This is a genomic window from Novosphingobium olei (assembly GCF_037076535.1).
Lineage (GTDB): Bacteria > Pseudomonadota > Alphaproteobacteria > Sphingomonadales > Sphingomonadaceae > Novosphingobium > Novosphingobium olei.
In genome coordinates this window covers 3,772,375-3,790,191 of sequence record NZ_AP029021.1, presented here as the reverse complement: position 1 = coordinate 3,790,191, position 17,817 = coordinate 3,772,375, and the positions used below count along the sequence as shown (strand labels likewise).

General features: G+C 59.2%; 11 protein-coding genes and 2 pseudogenes. 6 read left to right on the top strand and 7 right to left on the bottom strand.

Going from position 1 to position 17,817, the window contains the following annotated elements; all coding sequences use genetic code 11:
* Positions 1-1,150, bottom strand: a pseudogene (locus AACH40_RS17960) (IS3 family transposase).
* A 251-nt stretch (positions 1,151-1,401) separates the two neighbouring features.
* Positions 1,402-1,692, bottom strand: coding sequence for a hypothetical protein (locus tag AACH40_RS17955; RefSeq protein ID WP_338643547.1), 291 nt, complete (start codon positions 1,690-1,692; stop codon positions 1,402-1,404).
* A gap of 102 nt (positions 1,693-1,794) precedes the next feature.
* On the opposite strand from AACH40_RS17955, the gene AACH40_RS17950 reads away from it, so the two are divergent.
* A complete protein-coding gene (locus AACH40_RS17950) occupies positions 1,795-3,012 on the top strand; it encodes an aspartyl/asparaginyl beta-hydroxylase domain-containing protein (RefSeq protein WP_338643546.1) in 1,218 nt (405 codons plus the stop codon).
* 24 nt (positions 3,013-3,036) lie between these two features.
* On the opposite strand, the gene AACH40_RS17945 is transcribed toward AACH40_RS17950, so the two are convergent.
* Positions 3,037-3,699: a hypothetical protein gene (locus AACH40_RS17945; RefSeq protein WP_338643545.1), complete on the bottom strand. Its 663-nt coding sequence runs from the start codon at positions 3,697-3,699 to the stop codon at positions 3,037-3,039.
* A 160-nt stretch (positions 3,700-3,859) separates the two neighbouring features.
* Between AACH40_RS17945 and AACH40_RS17940 the strand changes: the two genes are divergently transcribed.
* The 3 genes from AACH40_RS17940 (at position 3,860) to AACH40_RS17930 (ending at position 10,392) form a co-directional block, all read left to right on the top strand.
* The gene (locus AACH40_RS17940; RefSeq protein ID WP_338643544.1) at positions 3,860-6,874 is read left to right on the top strand and encodes a TonB-dependent receptor domain-containing protein; all 3,015 of its coding nucleotides are present in this window, start codon (positions 3,860-3,862) and stop codon (positions 6,872-6,874) included.
* Positions 6,875-6,991: 117 nt separating this feature from the next.
* Entirely contained in the window at positions 6,992-8,530 is a 1,539-nt protein-coding gene (locus tag AACH40_RS17935; RefSeq protein ID WP_338643543.1) for a putative 2OG-Fe(II) oxygenase, read from the top strand.
* A 5-nt stretch (positions 8,531-8,535) separates the two neighbouring features.
* Positions 8,536-10,392, top strand: coding sequence for a tetratricopeptide repeat-containing sulfotransferase family protein (locus AACH40_RS17930; protein WP_338643542.1), 1,857 nt, complete (start codon positions 8,536-8,538; stop codon positions 10,390-10,392).
* A gap of 11 nt (positions 10,393-10,403) precedes the next feature.
* On the opposite strand, the gene AACH40_RS17925 is transcribed toward AACH40_RS17930, so the two are convergent.
* From AACH40_RS17925 to AACH40_RS17910, 4 genes and pseudogenes are all read right to left on the bottom strand, one after another.
* Positions 10,404-11,084 (bottom strand): PilZ domain-containing protein, encoded by a 681-nt coding sequence (locus AACH40_RS17925; RefSeq protein ID WP_338643541.1) that lies wholly within the window; start codon positions 11,082-11,084, stop codon positions 10,404-10,406.
* Positions 11,085-11,234: 150 nt separating this feature from the next.
* Complete coding sequence (locus AACH40_RS17920; RefSeq protein ID WP_338646170.1) at positions 11,235-11,924, bottom strand: LytTR family DNA-binding domain-containing protein; 690 nt, start codon at positions 11,922-11,924, stop codon at positions 11,235-11,237.
* 68 nt (positions 11,925-11,992) lie between these two features.
* Positions 11,993-12,808 (bottom strand): annotated as a pseudogene (locus tag AACH40_RS17915) (sensor histidine kinase); the annotation flags it as partial.
* A 1,216-nt stretch (positions 12,809-14,024) separates the two neighbouring features.
* Complete coding sequence (locus AACH40_RS17910) at positions 14,025-15,548, bottom strand: fumarate hydratase (RefSeq protein WP_338643540.1); 1,524 nt, start codon at positions 15,546-15,548, stop codon at positions 14,025-14,027.
* A 179-nt stretch (positions 15,549-15,727) separates the two neighbouring features.
* Here AACH40_RS17910 and AACH40_RS17905 point away from each other — a divergent pair, with 179 nt between their 5' ends.
* Both AACH40_RS17905 and AACH40_RS17900 read left to right on the top strand, forming a co-directional pair.
* Positions 15,728-16,327: a protein-L-isoaspartate O-methyltransferase gene (locus AACH40_RS17905; RefSeq protein ID WP_338643539.1), complete on the top strand. Its 600-nt coding sequence runs from the start codon at positions 15,728-15,730 to the stop codon at positions 16,325-16,327.
* 5 nt (positions 16,328-16,332) lie between these two features.
* Positions 16,333-17,805, top strand: a complete 1,473-nt coding sequence (locus AACH40_RS17900) for a TolC family outer membrane protein (protein ID WP_338643538.1) — start codon at positions 16,333-16,335, stop codon at positions 17,803-17,805.
* Positions 17,806-17,817: the final 12 nt, after the last annotated feature.

The following is a 17,817-nucleotide window of genomic DNA, read 5'->3' as shown; positions in this document are numbered from 1 at the left end:
TCAGGCTACCCCAGCTTCTCGTTCGAAGTCGATAGGACTGAGATAACCCAGGGTCGTGTGAGGCCGGGTGGGGTTGTAGAAGCATTCGATGTAGTCGAACACGTCTGCCTTCGCCTGTGCCCTCGTGCGGTAGATCTTCTTGCCGATCCGCTCGGTTTTGAGCGAGGAGAAGAAGCTTTCCATGGCGGCATTATCCCAGACATTGCCGGACCGGCTCATCGAGCAGGTGACGCCATTGTCGGCCATCAGCCGCTGGAACTGCTCACTGGTATACTGACTGCCCTGGTCCGAATGATGCAGCAGGGCATCTGGCCTGCCCCGCCGCCAGATCGCCATGATCAGCGCATCGGTGACGAGCTGGGCAGTCATGGTGTCGCTCATTGACCAGCCAACCATCCTACGGGAGAACAGGTCGATCACGGCGGCCACGTAGAGCCATCCTTCGGCCGTCCAGATGTAGGTGAAGTCAGCCACCCACTTCTGATTGGGCCTGTCGGCTGCGAACTGGCGATCCAGCACGTTGCCGGCGATGACCGAACGTTCGCCCTGATCCTTGGGCAGCCCGCGACGACGGGGCCGTGCCCGCAGCCCCTGTGCCTGCATGAGCCGTTCGACCCGATGCAGGCCGCAGGAGATGCCTTCGGCGAGCAGGTCGTGCCAGACACGGCGGGCACCGTAGGTGCGGTAGCTGCCAACATGGCTGGCCCTGACCCTGGCACCGATCACTTCATCGTCCCGGGCACGTTGCGATGGCGCTCTGGTGAGCCAGGCATGGAACCCGGTTCGCAAGACACCGAGCGCCCCGCACATCCATGCCACCGGCCAGATCCCTCGGTGCTTCGCGATGAAGGCGAACCTCATATCGAGTCCTTCGCGAAGTAGGCGGCGGCTTTTTTTTTTAGTATGTCGCGCTCCGGCTTGAGCTTAGCCACTTCGCGACGGAGACGATCGATCTCAACTGCTCCGGTCTCATCTGTCCATGCCCGGGAAATGCGTGCCCTGGATCGGCAGCAAACTCCTTCACCCCTTTGCGCAGCACGTTCTCGTGCACGTCCAAATCGCGAGCAGCCTGCGCAACCGCCACACCGCACTCGCGCACCAACCTTACCGCCTCAAGCTTTAACTCGCGGCTGAACTTCCTGCGTTGCATTGCAGACCTCCGATAGGTGGAAACATCCTATCTCGGTGTCCACCAAACCGGCAGCAGGCCACCGAGCCGTCGCTGCATGACAGCTCAAGCCGCCGTCAATCGCTGCAACAACCCTAAGCCAAAGATCCTGTAAGAGCGTTCATGCGATCCATGCCAGCCGCCTGCCACAAACAGCAAGCGTGAAGAACATCAGTCTGCAAATGGGAACCACGTCGAGACCATTTGCGCGGAAACCGCTTCAGCGCTTAGGATCAGTTGTTTTTGTAATTCTGGGTTTGGATCCGCTCAAGACCGGCACGTTCCTCCGCTCTCATGGCCGCCCACTGCGCAGCAGTCGCACAAACACGTTTGTTACCAAGCCGAGTACCAATTTGTTCGATGCTCCTGCAAATCACTCGATCTGAGGTACCAACATCTTCCTTTTCAGCATGTTGGGCGTTTACCGCCTCTTGCTGCTTCGCTCGGGCCCCGGCAGCCTTCGCGAAAAGCGGCTGGAACGCGAAAATCACGGCAAAAATTAGAATCGAACAGGTGTGTTTCACGATAGCACCTCGGGGAGCCCAGAGATTTTGTCACTAAGACAGGGTGTTAACCTGATCTGTTAGGAAGGCCAAGTCAAGGTTTGGGACTCGTTGCTTAAAGCCATGAAGTCGCAGATGATGCGTCGTCGACGTCGCGAGGCTTTTGGTCGTGTCGTGACATCAAAACTGGGGGAACTTATGGGGACATCGCCGCTGGACGAAGTCGATATTGCGCTCGCAAATCGGGACATCGCCAAGGCTCGAATGCTTCTCGAAAGCATCGTCTCAAAACAGAATCCCTCGATTGATGCGTGGCGCCGATTAGCGGCAATGCGCAGAGCCGAAGGTGATTTGAAGGGCGCCTTAGACGCCTTGAGCGAGGCGCTGAGCCTCCATCCGCTCGACTTCTTCTCCCTACTCGCCCGCGCTTCGATCCTCGAACAGGCGGGTCACGCGAGCGCCGGCGAGGCATATGGGCGAGCCCTGACCCAACGTCCCAAAGGGGATTTTCCTCCACATCTCCAAAAAGCAGTAGATCAAGCAGAAAAATTCTACAGGATTCATCAAGGAAATGTGCAGTCAAATCTGCAAAGTTCAGCAAACTTATTTGGATCTAGCGCGGCCGAAAAACAGCGCATTTCACGATTTGCGAGTAATATCGCTCGTATTACAAGGCATTGGCATAGCGAGCCGACCCATTTCCATTATCCTGCCCTATGTGAAGAAGAATTCCATCCCCGAGATCGCTTTCCATGGCTACCCGCCCTTGAGGCGCTCACCGAAACAATCAAAGCTGAGTTCGAGACTGTTCTGAAGGCTGAGTCTGCCTGCTTGGTCCCGTACTTAAATTACCCAAAGGATCAACCGCTTGCGCAGTGGCAGAGGCTTAACCAGAATCGGGATTGGACCGCAATTCACCTCTTGGAAAGAGGGCGCCAAATTGAGCGTAACGCCCGACATTGTCCTCACACCATGACGGCTCTTTCTCACATACCCCAGCCCGCAATTGCCGGTTGCGGCGCTAATGCCATGTTCTCTCTTCTCGCACCGCACACCCACATTCCACCCCATGTGGGCGTCGCAAATTTCCGTTTAGTCTGCCATCTGCCTCTCGTAATTCCCAGCGATTGTTGGTTCCGCGTTGGGGCAACCAGTCGTACTTGGATACCCAATGAAGCGTTCGTATTTGATGATACCATTCAACACGAAGCTGCTAATGAAAGTGACGAGTTACGTGTTGTGCTTATTTTTGACATCTGGCATCCCGATCTGACTCCAAACGAACAAAAAATGATCGCTGCCCTGGTTAGCCAAAGCCCTGAAATTGCCGGCAGCCTCTAAGACTACAGTGTGGCCATATATTCACTACTCAACACGGCGCACACGTACAGCAGGCTGACCATCAACAGTTGCTTTGAAACTTCCAACGGCGGCCTGTCTAATTTTAATCGGATTTCCCGGCTTCGGGTCGAAAGCCAGCACATCGGTACTTATTTGCTCCCAGATAGCCCCATCTTGCAATATAATACGCCATTGCCCGCTTCCGGTTGTTCGAACCCCCTTTATCGTAGATGTAATCTCGCGAATTTCGTCATCGTCTTTCGGACCGCCAAAAATTTTAAGCGATGGCAGTTTAAAACCGAACAATCCGCGCCTAGCCTCCTTGACATCAGCCTTATCAGCAATAACAATTTCTCGTCTGTCAGTCGCAATCTGCAGTGCCGCAACGGTTTTATCGTAACACTCAAGACGTTGCACAGAATCCGACAGAGTCTGGCAGTTAACGATTTGGCGAACGACCTCAGGTGCTGCAGCAAAACTTCCCTCGCTCTTGGCAATCACACTGTTTGGCACGAGGCCCAGCACGATAACCGACAAGACAAGCCTGCTCGCACGGCCCTTGCAAGTTTGGATATCCATCGCCGCATCAACCCCTTCAGCAAGGCGATAAATAGCTTGGCGCACCTCGGCTCGAGTTGCAAGGCATGCGCGGTGGTGTGGCAAATTGGTTACATACGGAACAAACATTGCCGCTGCAACTTGGTGTCGGCTTTACAGCCTGGCGGCGCTTGATGCAGTCGACTGAAATCCGGGCGCTGGATGGGCGTGCCTTGCTTTGGGCGGATTCCATCAGCGGCTGGCCTGATACGGCGGAACTGGGCCGCCGACCTAATAGGGGCTGGAACTCATGAAGAATATCACGATGCTGAAGGCGACTGTTGCGCCGGCAGCGCTCGGCTTGGCGATGGTCGCCATGCCAGCCTTCGCACAGGAGGCCGCCCAAGCCTCTAGCGAAGCGGCGCCATCTGGCGAAATCATCGTCACGGGTTCGCGCATCGCGTCCCCGAACCTCACTTCGCCGAGCCCGGTTACCGTGGTATCCGCTCAGGATATCAAAGGTACGGGCACCACGCGCGTTGAGGACATTGTCAACGCACTGCCCCAAGTGTTCGCCGGACAGGGCTCCAACATTTCGAACGGTTCGACCGGTACGGCCACCCTTGATCTTCGTGGGCTTGGACCGACGCGCACTCTGGTCCTCGTAAACGGACGGCGTCTGACACCTGGCGATCCCAGCTCCTCAGCCGCAGATATCAACGTCATCCCGGGTGCAATGGTCAAGCGGATCGACGTTTTGACGGGCGGCGCTTCGTCGGTTTACGGTGCGGACGCCGTTGCGGGCGTTGTTAACTTCGTAATGGATACCAACTTCGAAGGTTTCCGGATCGACAGCCAATACTCGCTCTACAATCACAACAACAAGGTTGGCTCGGACTTCACGGGCGCTCTTGACCGCCGCAATTTCGGCTACCCCGGTGGTACGAGCACCAACGGCGGCACGGTCGACGTCAATGCCGTATTTGGCGCAGGCTTTGATGATGGTCACGGCCACATCACCGCTTATGCCGGCTATCGCAAGGCCAACCCCGTCCTGCAGTCTTCGCGCGATTACTCTGCTTGCCAGTTCCAAGCTCGTACCGCCGCGCAGGTTGCTGCGAACGGCAACCTCTACCAATGTGGGGGCTCGGCTACTTCCGCGAACGGAACGTTCTTCACCTATGACAACACATATCAGGTCGAAGGCACTTCGCTTGTCCCTGGCTCCACGCCTTATAACTTCGGTCCGCTGAACTACTTCCAGCGTCCGGATGAGCGTTACACCGCAGGCTTCTTCGCAGACTACGAAGTGTCGGAAGCGTTGCATCCATACATGGAATTCATGTTCATGGATGACCGGACGGTCGCCCAGATTGCTCCTTCGGGTAATTTCGGCAACACCACATCGATAAACTGCGATAATCCACTTCTCAGCGCACAGCAGAAGTCGATTGTTTGCGCGACCAATAATCTGCTCGTCAGTTCCGATCCCGCTCGCGCATTTGACACCGTTGGAAATTCGGGCGTAGGTGCAACGCCATTCAATTTCATCGATCCGACGACTGGCGCGACTTACAACAAGGGCTTGCTCCAAATTCTCCGTCGCAACGTGGAAGGCGGTCCACGCCGTGATGATCTTCAGCACACGAGCTATCGTGGTGTGATCGGCTTGAAAGGCGACGTTGGCAAGGCATGGTCGTATGATACATTCTACCAGTATGGCCGCACGATCTTTGCGGAGACGTATTACAACGACTTCTCGGTGAGCCGTATTGGTAAGGCGCTGGATGTCGTGACTGATCCCACCACCGGCAATCCCGTTTGCCGTGTGAAGCTGTCTCCGGTCGATACATCCGATTCGAGCTGCGTTCCCTGGAACATCTTCGGCGGCGGGGTGGACTCCGCAGCTCTTGGTTATCTCCAGACGCCCGGTTTTCAGCGCGGCATCAATACTGAGCAAGTGGCCAACGTTGCCTTCACCGGCAAGCTTGGGGAATACGGCGTGAAGTCGCCTTGGGCTCAAGACGGCGTCGGCATCGTCCTCGGCGCTGAATACCGCAAGGAAACGCTCGAATTCAACGTTGACAGCGCCTTCTCGACTGGCGACCTCGCCGGCCAAGGCGGTGCAACCAATCCAGTTTCAGGTGCGTTCGACGTCAAGGAGTTCTTCAGCGAAGTCCAAATTCCGATCGTACAGGATGGCTTCATCAAGGAACTCTCGATTAACGGCGGCTATCGTTATTCAAAGTACAGCGTTCGTGGAGCGTCGAGCTTCAGCACAGATACGTACAAGGTCGAAGGAACGCTTGCACCGATCGAGGACGTCAAGTTCCGCGGTGGGTACAACCGGGCCGTCCGTGCACCCACTCTTCAGAACCTGTTTTCGCCGCAAAGCGTTGCGCTCGATGGGTCTACCGATCCTTGCTCGGACAAGACTATCACGGCGGCAGACAAGGGCTGTCTCGCCCAGGGCCTGAACATTGGCGATTTCGTCGCGTCTAATCCGGCATCGCAGTACAACGGCCTACAGGGCGGTAACACTGGCCTGAAGCCAGAAATAGCGGACACCTACACCGTTGGTGTCGTCCTGACGCCGCGGTTTATCCCTGGGTTCAATCTGTCAGTCGATTACTTCAACATCAAGATCAAGGGCGCAATCCAGGGGATCGGCGCCGATCGCATCTTGCAGCTTTGCAACGACACGGTCGATCCGTTCTTCTGCAACCTGATCAAGCGTGATGGCTCGGGATCGCTTTGGCGCACTCCGTCAGGCTACGTCGTTGACACCCTGCAGAACATCGGTGGATCCAAGACTCGTGGTCTCGACATTACTGGCGGTTATACTCGCCAGATTGATGGGTTCGGTCGCGTCAGCCTCAGCTTTGTTGGCACGTATCTCGACGAGCTGTCGACCGATGACGGGGTTAGCGGCAAACCGGTGGACTGTGCAGGCAAATACGGTACGATCTGCGGTACGCCTTCTCCGAAGTGGCGACACCAGTTGCGTGTAGCCTATGATGGCAAGAGCGGCATGGGGCTCTCTGTTCGTTGGCGCTACATTGGCGGGACGAAGCTCGACAGCGATACCACTCGCCCGGCTATGCTGAACCCGATCAAGCCGGTCAGCTATTTCGACCTAGCCATGACCGCTCGCGTGGGAGACAGCTATACGTTCCGCATTGGCGCCAACAACCTGTTTGACAAAGCGCCTCCTATTGTGGCTTCGCAGGCTTGCGCGCCTGTAGTCTGCAACGGCAACACCTTCCCGCAGGTGTATGATGGTCTCGGGCGCTACATCTACGCCGGTGTCACGCTCGACTTCTAACTCGGCGTCAGTTTGGCAACAAAAGGGGCGGGTTCCTTCCGGGACCCGCCCCTCTTTCTTTTTGACTGACATTTTTTGTTTCCGCGGGATGCTGACCCTTCGTGATTGGAGAATGAGATGAAGAGCGACCGTCGGCTTGTCGAGCGCCAACTCTCAGAAGCAGCCCACCAAAGTATAGACAGTCTGTTCAAAACTGCATTGAGAGCTCTTGAGCACGATCTCGCAGAGCAAGTTCTCGCTGCGGTCGCCCCGCTGCTGAAAGGACAAGGCGCAGAAGATCCGCGTCTTTGGCAAGTTGCTGGGCTTGCCTTCAGACATTTACAGGATACAGGCGCGGCGCACGAGGCGTTCACACGCGCCTACCGCCTCGCGCCAAGCGATGGTTTGTTGGCACATAGCCGTGCCAGAACGGCTTTGGAAGCTGGATTCCAGTCCAGCGGGTTGTATACGCAAGCATTATTGCATTCGCCTTCAAATCACGAAGTATTGCTTGGTCAATCTGCAGCCCTCCTTGCCGAAGGTCGAGGAAATGAGGCGCTACACATTCTGGGCCGCGCCGTCGCCGCAAACCCGACATGGGCGGACGGACACCAAGCTTGGGCTAGACTTGCAAGCACCATGGGCTTGGAGGGAGAGCGCCTGGCCTTGTTACGGGCTACACTTGCCCGCAATCCTGGTCTCACATCTTTATGGGGGCTAGCTATTCGAATTGCCCTTCAGGCCGATGACCACGAAACTGGTCTCGAATTGGTTGGCCACGCGCGGCAGGCTCTCGGCAGCCATCCTGAACTCGACAGATTGGAGGCTACGTGTCGATCGGAAATTGGCGATGCTGTCAGAGCCCAGACGATTTTCGATCGCCTTCCTTCGACAAAGACTGCATCCTCTGTTGTGGCGGCCGTACGCAATCTCATTCGATTGCATCGCTTTGACGAAGCATTGCAACTCGCTTCCACCCCCTCTGTCAAAGCTCATACAGAGCTCTGGCCATATCGCGCTCTGCTTTGGCGATTGCTAGGCGATCCAAAGTGGGAGTGGCTCGAGGGAGATCCTCGCCTCATTCGCACCTGGGACATCTCCTCCGAGATTTCGATGCCTGCGCTCGCGGACAATCTGCGCCTACTCCATGTCGGGGTGGGTTCTCCGCTTGATCAATCCGTTCGTGGCGGTTCTCAAACGGACGGCAATCTACTTGTACGAACTGACCCGCAAATTCGCACGCTCCGAGCCGCCCTCATTGAATGCACTCGGCAATACATCTCGCAGTTACCGCCTATGGATAAGCGCCATCCCACTTTGGCCGGGGAGCGGGACCAATGGCAGTTTGCAGGTAGCTGGTCCGTCCGACTCACCGCAAAGGGATTCCACATCGATCATGTTCACCAGCATGGATGGCTCAGCGCAGTATGTTACGTGGCCCTTCCGGAGCAGGATGGGGTAATCGACGTCAATGAAGATGGCAAATTAGCAGGTTGGCTAACTTTCGGAGAATGCCGCCGATTGCTTCCCGAGATCCAGCCATTTCATAGGGTTAGACCAGAGGTGGGCAAACTTGTGCTCTTCCCTTCAACCACTTGGCACGGTACTCGGCAATTCGCAGCTGGAGAAAGAATGACCATTGCGTTCGATATCGGGCGCAGGAGCAGAATGAAGTGACGATCGTGGAAGAAACAATCCGAGCTGTAGTCGTCCGCGCTCGTAGCGGGAATTTTGCCGGTGCCCTCGAACTCGCTGAGCGCGGCTTGAGGACGGAACCGAGCTCCCTGCCCCTTCTCTCACTTGCAGCCTTTGCTGCCACCCAGACAAACCAACATTTGAAAGCGGAAAGATACCTGCGCGCTCACCTATCTTTCGACCCGAGCGACCGAGCCGCAAGAGGTAATCTTGCACGCCTACTGGTTGCACAGGGCAGAAGCGACGATGCCTTGGTGATCTGTACGCCGTGGGAAACCGAGCCAACCCTCGCACGAATGGCGGGGTTCCTTCTACATCAAGCCGGCCAACACGATCTGGCAATTGCAGCTTATCGAACCACACTCGCCGCGATGCCTGATGATGCAGAGACGTGGAACAATTTAGGCAATGTGCTGGGGCAAGCTGGCCATCCTCTCGATGCAATCACGGCCTTCGAGGAAGCAATCAACCGAGGCTGTGACAAACCAGAAGTGTTCCTCAATCTGTATCGCGCCATTCCCGGACCAGCATTCCGAGAACAGCGTCTATCAGCAGCTACAGAAGGTTTAGCCCGCCACCCCGCCAATATCGACCTGATGATCGCCCGAGCAAAAGCGGAAATCGGTCTAGAACGGGTGGGTAGCGGGCTTGCGCTTCTTAAACATGCTGCGGAATTAGAAATTGGAATCGGGCCCGCATGCATAGAGTTGGGCATCGTCCTCGAAGGGCTTAATCGTATTGAGGAGCTGGCCACTCTTGTCGAGCGAGCGGACGCCTTGGGTGTTACTGCGGCACCAGAGGCTCATTTGCTACGCTCTTACCTGCACCTGAGGCGAGGCAACATTGCATCCGCGAAAGCCGAAGCGTCCCTTTTGCCCCCGACGATTGAAGCCAGCAGAGCAGGGCATTTGCGAGGTGGAATAGCCGAGCGATCGGGCGATGTAGATACCGCCTTTGCCCAATATTCCCTTATGAACCGCTCGGCGCTAGCGTCTCATCCTGGTATGGATCCTAGCGCTTTTCGACACAGCCTCACCGAAATTCGCGCTCAAATAACGACGGCATCAGCGCTCTCGCCAGTAGCATACCCGCCGACCCTCCATCCTGCCCCAATTTTTATAGTTGGATTTCCTCGTTCAGGTACGACACTCTTGGAGACGCTACTAACTGCAGCGGACGAGCTTGACGTCCGAGAGGAGCGCCCGTTTCTAGCCAAGGTGTTGAACTCTTTTCCCACCCTTCCCATCGAAACTGATGCTGACACAGTTAACGCAGCCCGAGCTGCGTATTTTGCAGAGGTGAATAGGGAGCGGTTGATCTTACCCGGTCGACGGCTAGTGGATAAGCTTCCGCTAAACATGGTTCGCACAGCCTCAATTCATCGACTATTCCCTGATGCGCAGTTTGTCTTCGTCGAACGCCATCCTTGCGACTGCATCCTGAGCTGCTTTATGGCAAACTTTGTTCTAAACCCCGCAATGGCAGCCTTCACTTCGCTAGAAGAAGCAGCGCTGACGTATGACGCAGCCTTTGAAACATGGACGATGTCTACGGTTCACTTGCCGCTTAACGTCCACGCTGTGCGATACGAACGGATGGTCGAGAATCTTGCTGACGAAATGTGGGACCTTTTGGCATTTCTGAACTTACCGCTTCGCAAGGAAATGCTTGACAACCAAACTGCGGCGCAGCGTCGTGGGGTAGCACGAACTGCTAGTTATGCTCAGATCGGACAACCCCTCTACAGCCATGCCGTAAGAAGATGGGAACGGTACAAACACCATCTTATCGCATTCAAGCATATCCTAAAACCATGGTGCGACGTCATGGGTTACAAATACTAGGGATCCTTCTGTTACGCGTTCCGTTCTATACTTCCCATTTTGTGCTGCTTTATCAGCGCTTCCTTGAGTTGCAAGGGCGCCGAGATCCGGGCCAGCTCATCCAGCTTGAATGTCTGCTCGAACACCAGACCGTAACGGGGATGGCTCCGCCAGCGGACTTTGGCGTAGATGGGCGGAATGACACCAGTATCGAGCCGGACAAGTTCGTTCATCAACAACCATTTGCCGCATTCGATGCCAGCGCCCTGCTGCGAAATGTCGATGAAGTTCACCGCAACGGCTTCGCCACCGGAATGAAGAACGGCGTCAAGCGCAATGCGCAACCGTACCTGACGGCGCGGCAAACCGCCGTGCCGTTCATCGAGCAAGCGCTCGACATCGACTTCCGAACGAAACTGCAGGCCAGCGTAGTCGTCGGACTGCCACACGAGTTGGGCATCGAACCGTTCGCCGTTCGCCAGTTCCATGGCAAGGTCCGAGCATGACGGAAGGGGTGTAAACAGGCGAACCTTGGCTCCCGTCGCGGACACGTCGCGCAGGATGCAAAGGAATTCGCTTCCCTCGACAATGAGCTTGGCCGCACGGATCAACAAGGTGAAGCGAGGCGCGCGGCGCTGGTCGAGCGGGCCTTGGCCCTCCCCGACACCGTGCTGCGCATCGGTGCCAAACCGTGGCGGCTCGTTCTCGCTCATGCTCAAACCGATCCTTGGCGCGACAGCCCCTGAGCCGGATTCGCGCAACGCCCGACCGAAGTCCTTGTAGAACAGGGAATCTTGCCGAGCCGTTACCTCCGGTTCGGATATGTTATTCGAAAGTGTATCATCGCTACGTAATTCTACGGCTCAACGGCCGGCCATTGCCTTGGCGCGAGCAAGATAAGTACGACCGATCCGCAGCATCGTGCCATCGGCCAGTTCGGCAGACCAGACCCCCAGACCATCATGACGCAGGCCAACAATCCGATCGCGGCGAACGATGGTCGATCGGTGCAGACGAATGAAGCGGTCAGGATCCAGCCGATCCTCCAAGCCCTGAATCGTATGCAGAAGCAGGTATGATCGATCGCCCACGTGCAGGCGTACATAGTCGCGTTCGGCGTCGATCCTGTCGAGATCAACGGCAGCCACGCGAACCAGCTCGCTTCGGTGCGGAACCCAGAATTCCTCGATCCACTTGCTCGCGGCCTCAGCGGCTCGCGGTTCGACATCACCACGTTTGTCGATGCGTTGTTGCACCCGTTCGACGGCACGCTCGAGGCGGTCCTGGGCAACCGGCTTGAGCACGTAGTCGACTGCATCGAGATCGAATGCCTCTACGGCGAAGTGATCGTGGGCAGTCACGAAGACCACCGCAGGCCTGCGCGCGCGATCAACCAGGGCGCGGGCGACCGATAGTCCGTCGACTTCTGGCATCGTCATGTCGAGCAGAACCAGATCGGGCGAGAGCGCGTCGATCAGCCGCAAGGCCTGCGCGCCGTCGCTTGCAGTGCCGACGACCTGAAGTGTCGGGATGCGAGACGCGAGTATCTGCATTCGCTCTACCGCAAGCGGTTCATCATCGACGATAAGCGTGCGCAAACCCCTGTTCCCCCATGCAAACTTCAGCAATCAGCCCGTATTACCGGCAGCGTCAATACCGTAGCGTAGCCCCCGGCTGGAAGTGCGCCGCTTTCGACCGACGCGCGCCTGCCGAACCGTGCGGCTAACCGCTGGCACACATTATCGAGGCCGATGCCGGTGCTGCCTGACTTGGACACCTTGCCCGGTCCATCATCGGCCACGGTAAGGACGAGAAGCCCTTCGGCTTCGCGCGCGGCGATGCGCACCGTGACCGGCCTCGTGCTGGCCGAGACAGCATACTTGATCGAATTTTCGACCAGTGGCTGCAAGATCATCCCCGGCACGCAGGCATTCAGGAGCGCATCAGGAACATCGAATTCGGTCCGCAGGCGATCCGGGAAACGAACGGCCTCGATTTCGAGATAGTGGCGCTGCAGTGCGATCTCATCCGACAGCGGAACGTCCGACGTGGGGTCGCTTGCCAAGCTGTGGCGATAGAAGCTCGAAATCGTCTGGATCATTTTTTCGGCCTGCTCGGTCCGACCGACCATGACGAGCGCCGACAGAGAATTCAGCGTGTTGAACAAGAAGTGCGGATTGACCTGGTAACGCAGCGAGCGGAGTTCGGCAGCCTTTGCCGCGCGGCGATATTCGCCTTCCCGGCGCTCCGCCGCGCGGGCCATTTCTCCGTTGCCAAGCGCAAGGTAGAGAGCCGCCCAGGCAATCAGCAGGAAATACCGACCGAGCGCGACATCGGTCAACTGACGCCAAAGCCCCTCGTCCTCGACTGCCTTGCGAATGATCTGGACATGCGCAGAAGGATTTGGCCCAGCGGTCGCGGGGCTGGATGGAGTTGCATTCGCGGGCAATGCTGCGTGGGAGCCCGATGTCCGTCGATCCTTTGAACTGGCATCCGAACGATCGGCTTTTGCCGACTTTGCCGGCGTCACCGATTTGCGGCCGGCAGCAGGCCGCACTGCCTTCGCCTTCTTCGCTTCGGACGCGCTAGGCGCAGACGAGGAAGAAGCCGCACGAGGTGGCTCGAGCGGTGCCAAGGCAATGCCCGCTTCGGCCAGGTTGCGCCGCGCTCCCTCCAGCGCCTGACGTTGAGCTTCGATTGCTTCGCGCCGCGCATCATTGCTCGCAGCGCGCTGCGCCTCGGCTGCCTCCTTGCGGGCCTCTTCGATTTCGCGTGCGATTTCCGCAGCGTCCTCGCCATCGACCTGAACAACCATGCCACCCGCGCGCACGACCGCAGTGCCATCTGCGTTATGGCGGATGATCACACCGCCTGGCGCAATCATCTCCGAGCTCCCGTCGGACCGATCGCGGACGGTCAGCGGGAAATTCTGCACGTTGGCGGGCGGTGCCGGGGGGGCGGGCGGCTCGGGCGGAGCAGGTGGCGCCACGCGCGGAGAAACGGGGACCGGGTCGGGAACATCTATCAGGACGTTGCCCGACAGATCGTGCCTGATCCGCAAGCCGGCGCTCGCCTGGGGTTCAGGTGCCGGGTCTGGCGCCGATGGGGCCGCCTCGGAGGCATCGGGCGCTTGAGAAGTGGCCGCATCAGGCGCGCCAGGGCCCTGCTGCGCGGCCATGCGCTCGGTGATGCGCTGCTCCACCGGTGCGAAGGCCTGCTGGTTCACGATCGCCAGAGCGAGCGCCGCGGGCAGCATGAGCACCAGTGACGCGGCAACGCGCAAACCGATGCTGCGGCCATCGAACCGGCGCAAAAGCGGCCAGACAAGAAGAGTCACGCCAATGCCGGCTAGCGTGACCAGGCCGCGACGCCAGAGGAGTTCGGTGAACTCGCCGAGCTCCACGACCAGTCCACGAACCGTGATCAGCAGGAAGTAGCAGAGCCACAGCGCAATGGCGGACATCACCACCTGGCGCGCCGGCACGTGCGGGCGCGCGCTTACGGGATCGTTATCATCGAAATCTTGCAGTGGGACGGATGCCATCCAACCTTGTGTACACTGCATCGATGGTGCTGCACCAGCGCAGCTGGTCGATGGCCGTCGGTCGTTGGTAGGACCCGGCGCATCGAGCGATGCCACCGGGTCCCCGTCGTCAGGCGTCGAGCAGATGCTCGTCGGCGATCTTCTTTTTCCACACCAGCGGGGCGAGCTGGTGGACATTCTGGCCATCGCTGTCGACAGCGACGGTTACCGGCATGTCAGCCACGGTGAATTCGTAGATCGCCTCCATGCCGAGGTCCTCGAAGCCGACGACCTTCGCCTCCTTGATCGCGCGCGCGACGAGGTAGGCCGCGCCGCCCACCGCCATCAGGTAGGCCGACTTGTGGTTGGCGATCGACTGTGTTGCAGCAGGGCCGCGCTCGGCCTTGCCGACGCTCGCGAGCAGGCCGAGGTCGAGCATCTGGTCGGAGAAGCTGTCCATGCGCGTGGCGGTGGTGGGGCCGGCGGGCCCGACCACTTCGTCACGCACCGGATCCACGGGGCCGACATAATAGATGACCCGGCCCTTGAAATCGACCGGCAGCTCCTCGCCCTTGGCCAGCATGTCCTTGATCCGCTTGTGCGCGGCATCGCGGCCAGTGAGCATCTTGCCATTGAGCAGCAGACGGTCGCCTGCCTTCCAGCCCTGCACCTCCTCCTGCGTCAGCGTATCGAGATCGACGCGCTTGGCTGCCGAATCCGGTGCCCAGTGAACTTCGGGCCATTCATCGAGCTTCGGCCGCTCAAGGTAGCTCGGGCCCGAACCATCGAGTGTGAAATGCGCATGGCGAGTGGCGGCGCAGTTCGGGATCATCGCCACCGGCTTGCCAGCCGCATGGCAGGGCGCATCCATGATCTTGACGTCGAGGATGGTCGACAGGCCGCCGAGGCCCTGCGCGCCGATGCCGAGCGCGTTGACCTTGTCGAAGATCTCGATCCGCATCCGCTCGATGTCGGTCTGCGGCCCGCGCTCCTTGAGCTGGGCCATGTCGATCGGCTCCATCAGCGCCTTCTTGGCGAGCAGCACGCAATGTTCCGCCGTGCCGCCGATGCCGATGCCGAGCATCCCCGGCGGGCACCAGCCCGCGCCCATCTGCGGCAGCATCTCGATCACCCAGTCGACGATATTCTCGCTCGGGTTCATCATCTTGAACTTGGACTTGTTTTCCGAGCCGCCACCCTTGGCCGCGACGTCGACGGTCACCTTGTTGCCCTTGACCATCTCGACGTGGAGCACGCAGGGCGTGTTGTCGCGCGTGTTGCGGCGGGTGAAGGCGGGATCGGCCAGCACGGAGGCGCGCAGCTTGTTGTCGGGATTATTGTAAGCCCTGCGCACGCCCTCGTCGACCACGTCCTGCAAGCTCAAATCGGATTCAAGGCGGCAGTCCTGGCCCCATTCGATGAACACGTTGACGATGCCGGTATCCTGGCAGATCGGGCGATGCCCTTCGGCGCACATCCGGCTGTTGGTGAGGATCTGCGCGATGGCATCCTTGGCGGCGGGGCCTTGCTCGGCCTTGTAGGCCTCGCCCAGCGCGCGGATGTAATCCATCGGGTGGAAGTAGCTGATATATTGCAGCGCATCAGCCACGCTCTCGATCAGGTCGGCTTCCCGGATCGTCACCATCTCGCCCATCGCGAAGTATCCCTCGTTGTCCGTCGATGGAGGCCCCTTACGCTCCGACCAGCAACATGCAAAGCGCTTGGCGCGCGATGCGTGTTATTCTAGAGGCCTTTGCAATACGGATTGAACCGGTTGCAGAGCATGGCCCCCCTTCGAGCCTGCAGGCAGCTGGCGCAATGAGGGAAAAGCTCATGACCTTGGTGGATGAACGCACCGCTTCGGGCGCGATGGCACAGGCCCGCCGCGCGATGATCGACAGCCAGCTTCGCGTAAGCGGCGTCAACGATCCGGCGATCCTCGCCGCCTTCGATACCGTCCCTCGCGAAGACTTCGTGCCTCAGGCACGTGCTGCGGTCGCCTATGTCGACCGCGCGGTTCCGCTCGGCGATGGGGCGGTTCTCGCCCCGGCGCTGACGCACGGCCAGATGTTGACGGCCGCCGCGATCGTTCCTTCCGATTCGGTGCTCGTCATTGGTAAGCACGACGCGTATCTCGCGGCGCTCGCGGCAAAGCTGGCGGCTTCGGTGTCGACAGCGGCCCCTTCCGAAGATCTGTCGGCGAAGGGAACATTCTCGCTGATCCTGATCGACGGTGCAGCCGAAGTGGTCCCGCCCGCGCTGGTGGATGTGCTGAGCCAGGATGGCCGAATCGTTACAGGTTTGCTGGAGCGGGGGGTTACGCGCCTTGCCCTGGGGCGGAAAGTCGCGGGCGAACTGGTCTTTACGAGCCTTGCCGAAGCTGACTTCGTTGCACTTCCCGAATACGCAGCGCCGGCGAAGTGGAGCTTCTGAGCGGCATGAGAATTTTGACGCTGCGCGCGAGCCTGCTGGTCGGCGCGATTGCGGCCTGCACGGCCCCGGCACGCGCCGACGATCTGCGCGGTGCCCTGGTCGCTGCTTACCAGACCAATCCCGATCTGCAGGCGGCAAGGGCAAGCCAGCGCGCGACGGACGAGGGCGTACCGATTGCCCGCGCCTCGGCCCTACCCAGCCTTTCGGGAAGCGCCAGCTATACCGAGAATCTGGAGAAGAGCACGACGCCACAGTTCCAGCCGAATCGAACGGTCTCTGCAGGAGCGAATCTGAGCCTTCCGATCTACGCAGGCGGTTCGATCAAGAATTCGATCCGCGCGGCGAAGACAAGGGTCGAAGCCGGCCAAGCGGATCTTCGCGGTGTCGAAAGCGGCGTCTTCTCGCAAGTCGTCTCGGCCTACATGGACGTTATCCGCGACCAGGCAATCGTTGGCCTGAACCGCAGCAACGTGCAGGTGCTGGAGGTCAACCTCAAGGCGACCAGCGATCGGTACGAGATTGGTGACGTCACCCGTACTGACGTGGCGCAGTCCAATTCGCGCCTGGCGCTCGCGCGCGGAGACCTTCGCACAGCGGAAGCCAATCTCGTTGGCAGCCGTGAGCGGTATGTCCAGGTGGTTGGCCAGGCCCCCAAGGACCTTGCCCCGCCTCCCCCGCTCGCGGGCTTGCCCGATACGCCAGAAGATGCAGTCGAAACCGCGCTGGCGAACAACCCCGATCTTGCGGCAGCGCGGCTCGACAGCAAGGCTGCTGCATATGATGTGAAAGTCGCCGGCTCCGCACGCCTTCCGCGCATTTCGGTGTTCACAGGAACCAGCTACAACGACTATCTCAACTCGGTTCCGATCAACAATACGGTGCCTGGCACGGTCGGCACGCATTTCGGCAGCAGCCAGGCCGGCGTTCAGGCGACGATCCCGCTGTTCCAGGGTGGCCTGCCGGCCGCGCGCGAACGCCAGGCACAGGCTTCGGAAGGCGCCACGCTCGAACGGGAGATTGCGATCGAACGGCAGGTGATCGCGACCGTGCGTTCGGCCTATACCTCATGGAAGGCGTCGCTCGACATCATCGCCATGAACCAGACCGCGGTGGATGCTGCGGCCCTCAGCCTTGAGGGCGTCCGCGCCGAAAATACCGTCGGCAACCGTACGATCCTGAACATTCTTGATGCCGAGCAGGAACTCTTACGCGCGCAGGTGCAACTCGTGGCTGCACGCCGCAACGCCTATGTCGCGGGTTTCAATCTGCTCGCCGCGATGGGCAAGGCGCAGGCCAAGGATCTCTCGCTCGACGCCGGCCCGGAAAGTGCTGCGCTCTACGACCCGCAGGTCAATTACGATCGGGTCAAGGGCAAGATCTGGGACTGGGCCAGAGATCCCGCGCCCAAGCCGCAGTCAACCCGCACCGTTGACTCTCCGGCACAGGATGCGACAATTCCGGCGCAACCTGCTCCCTGAGGGGGGATTCGG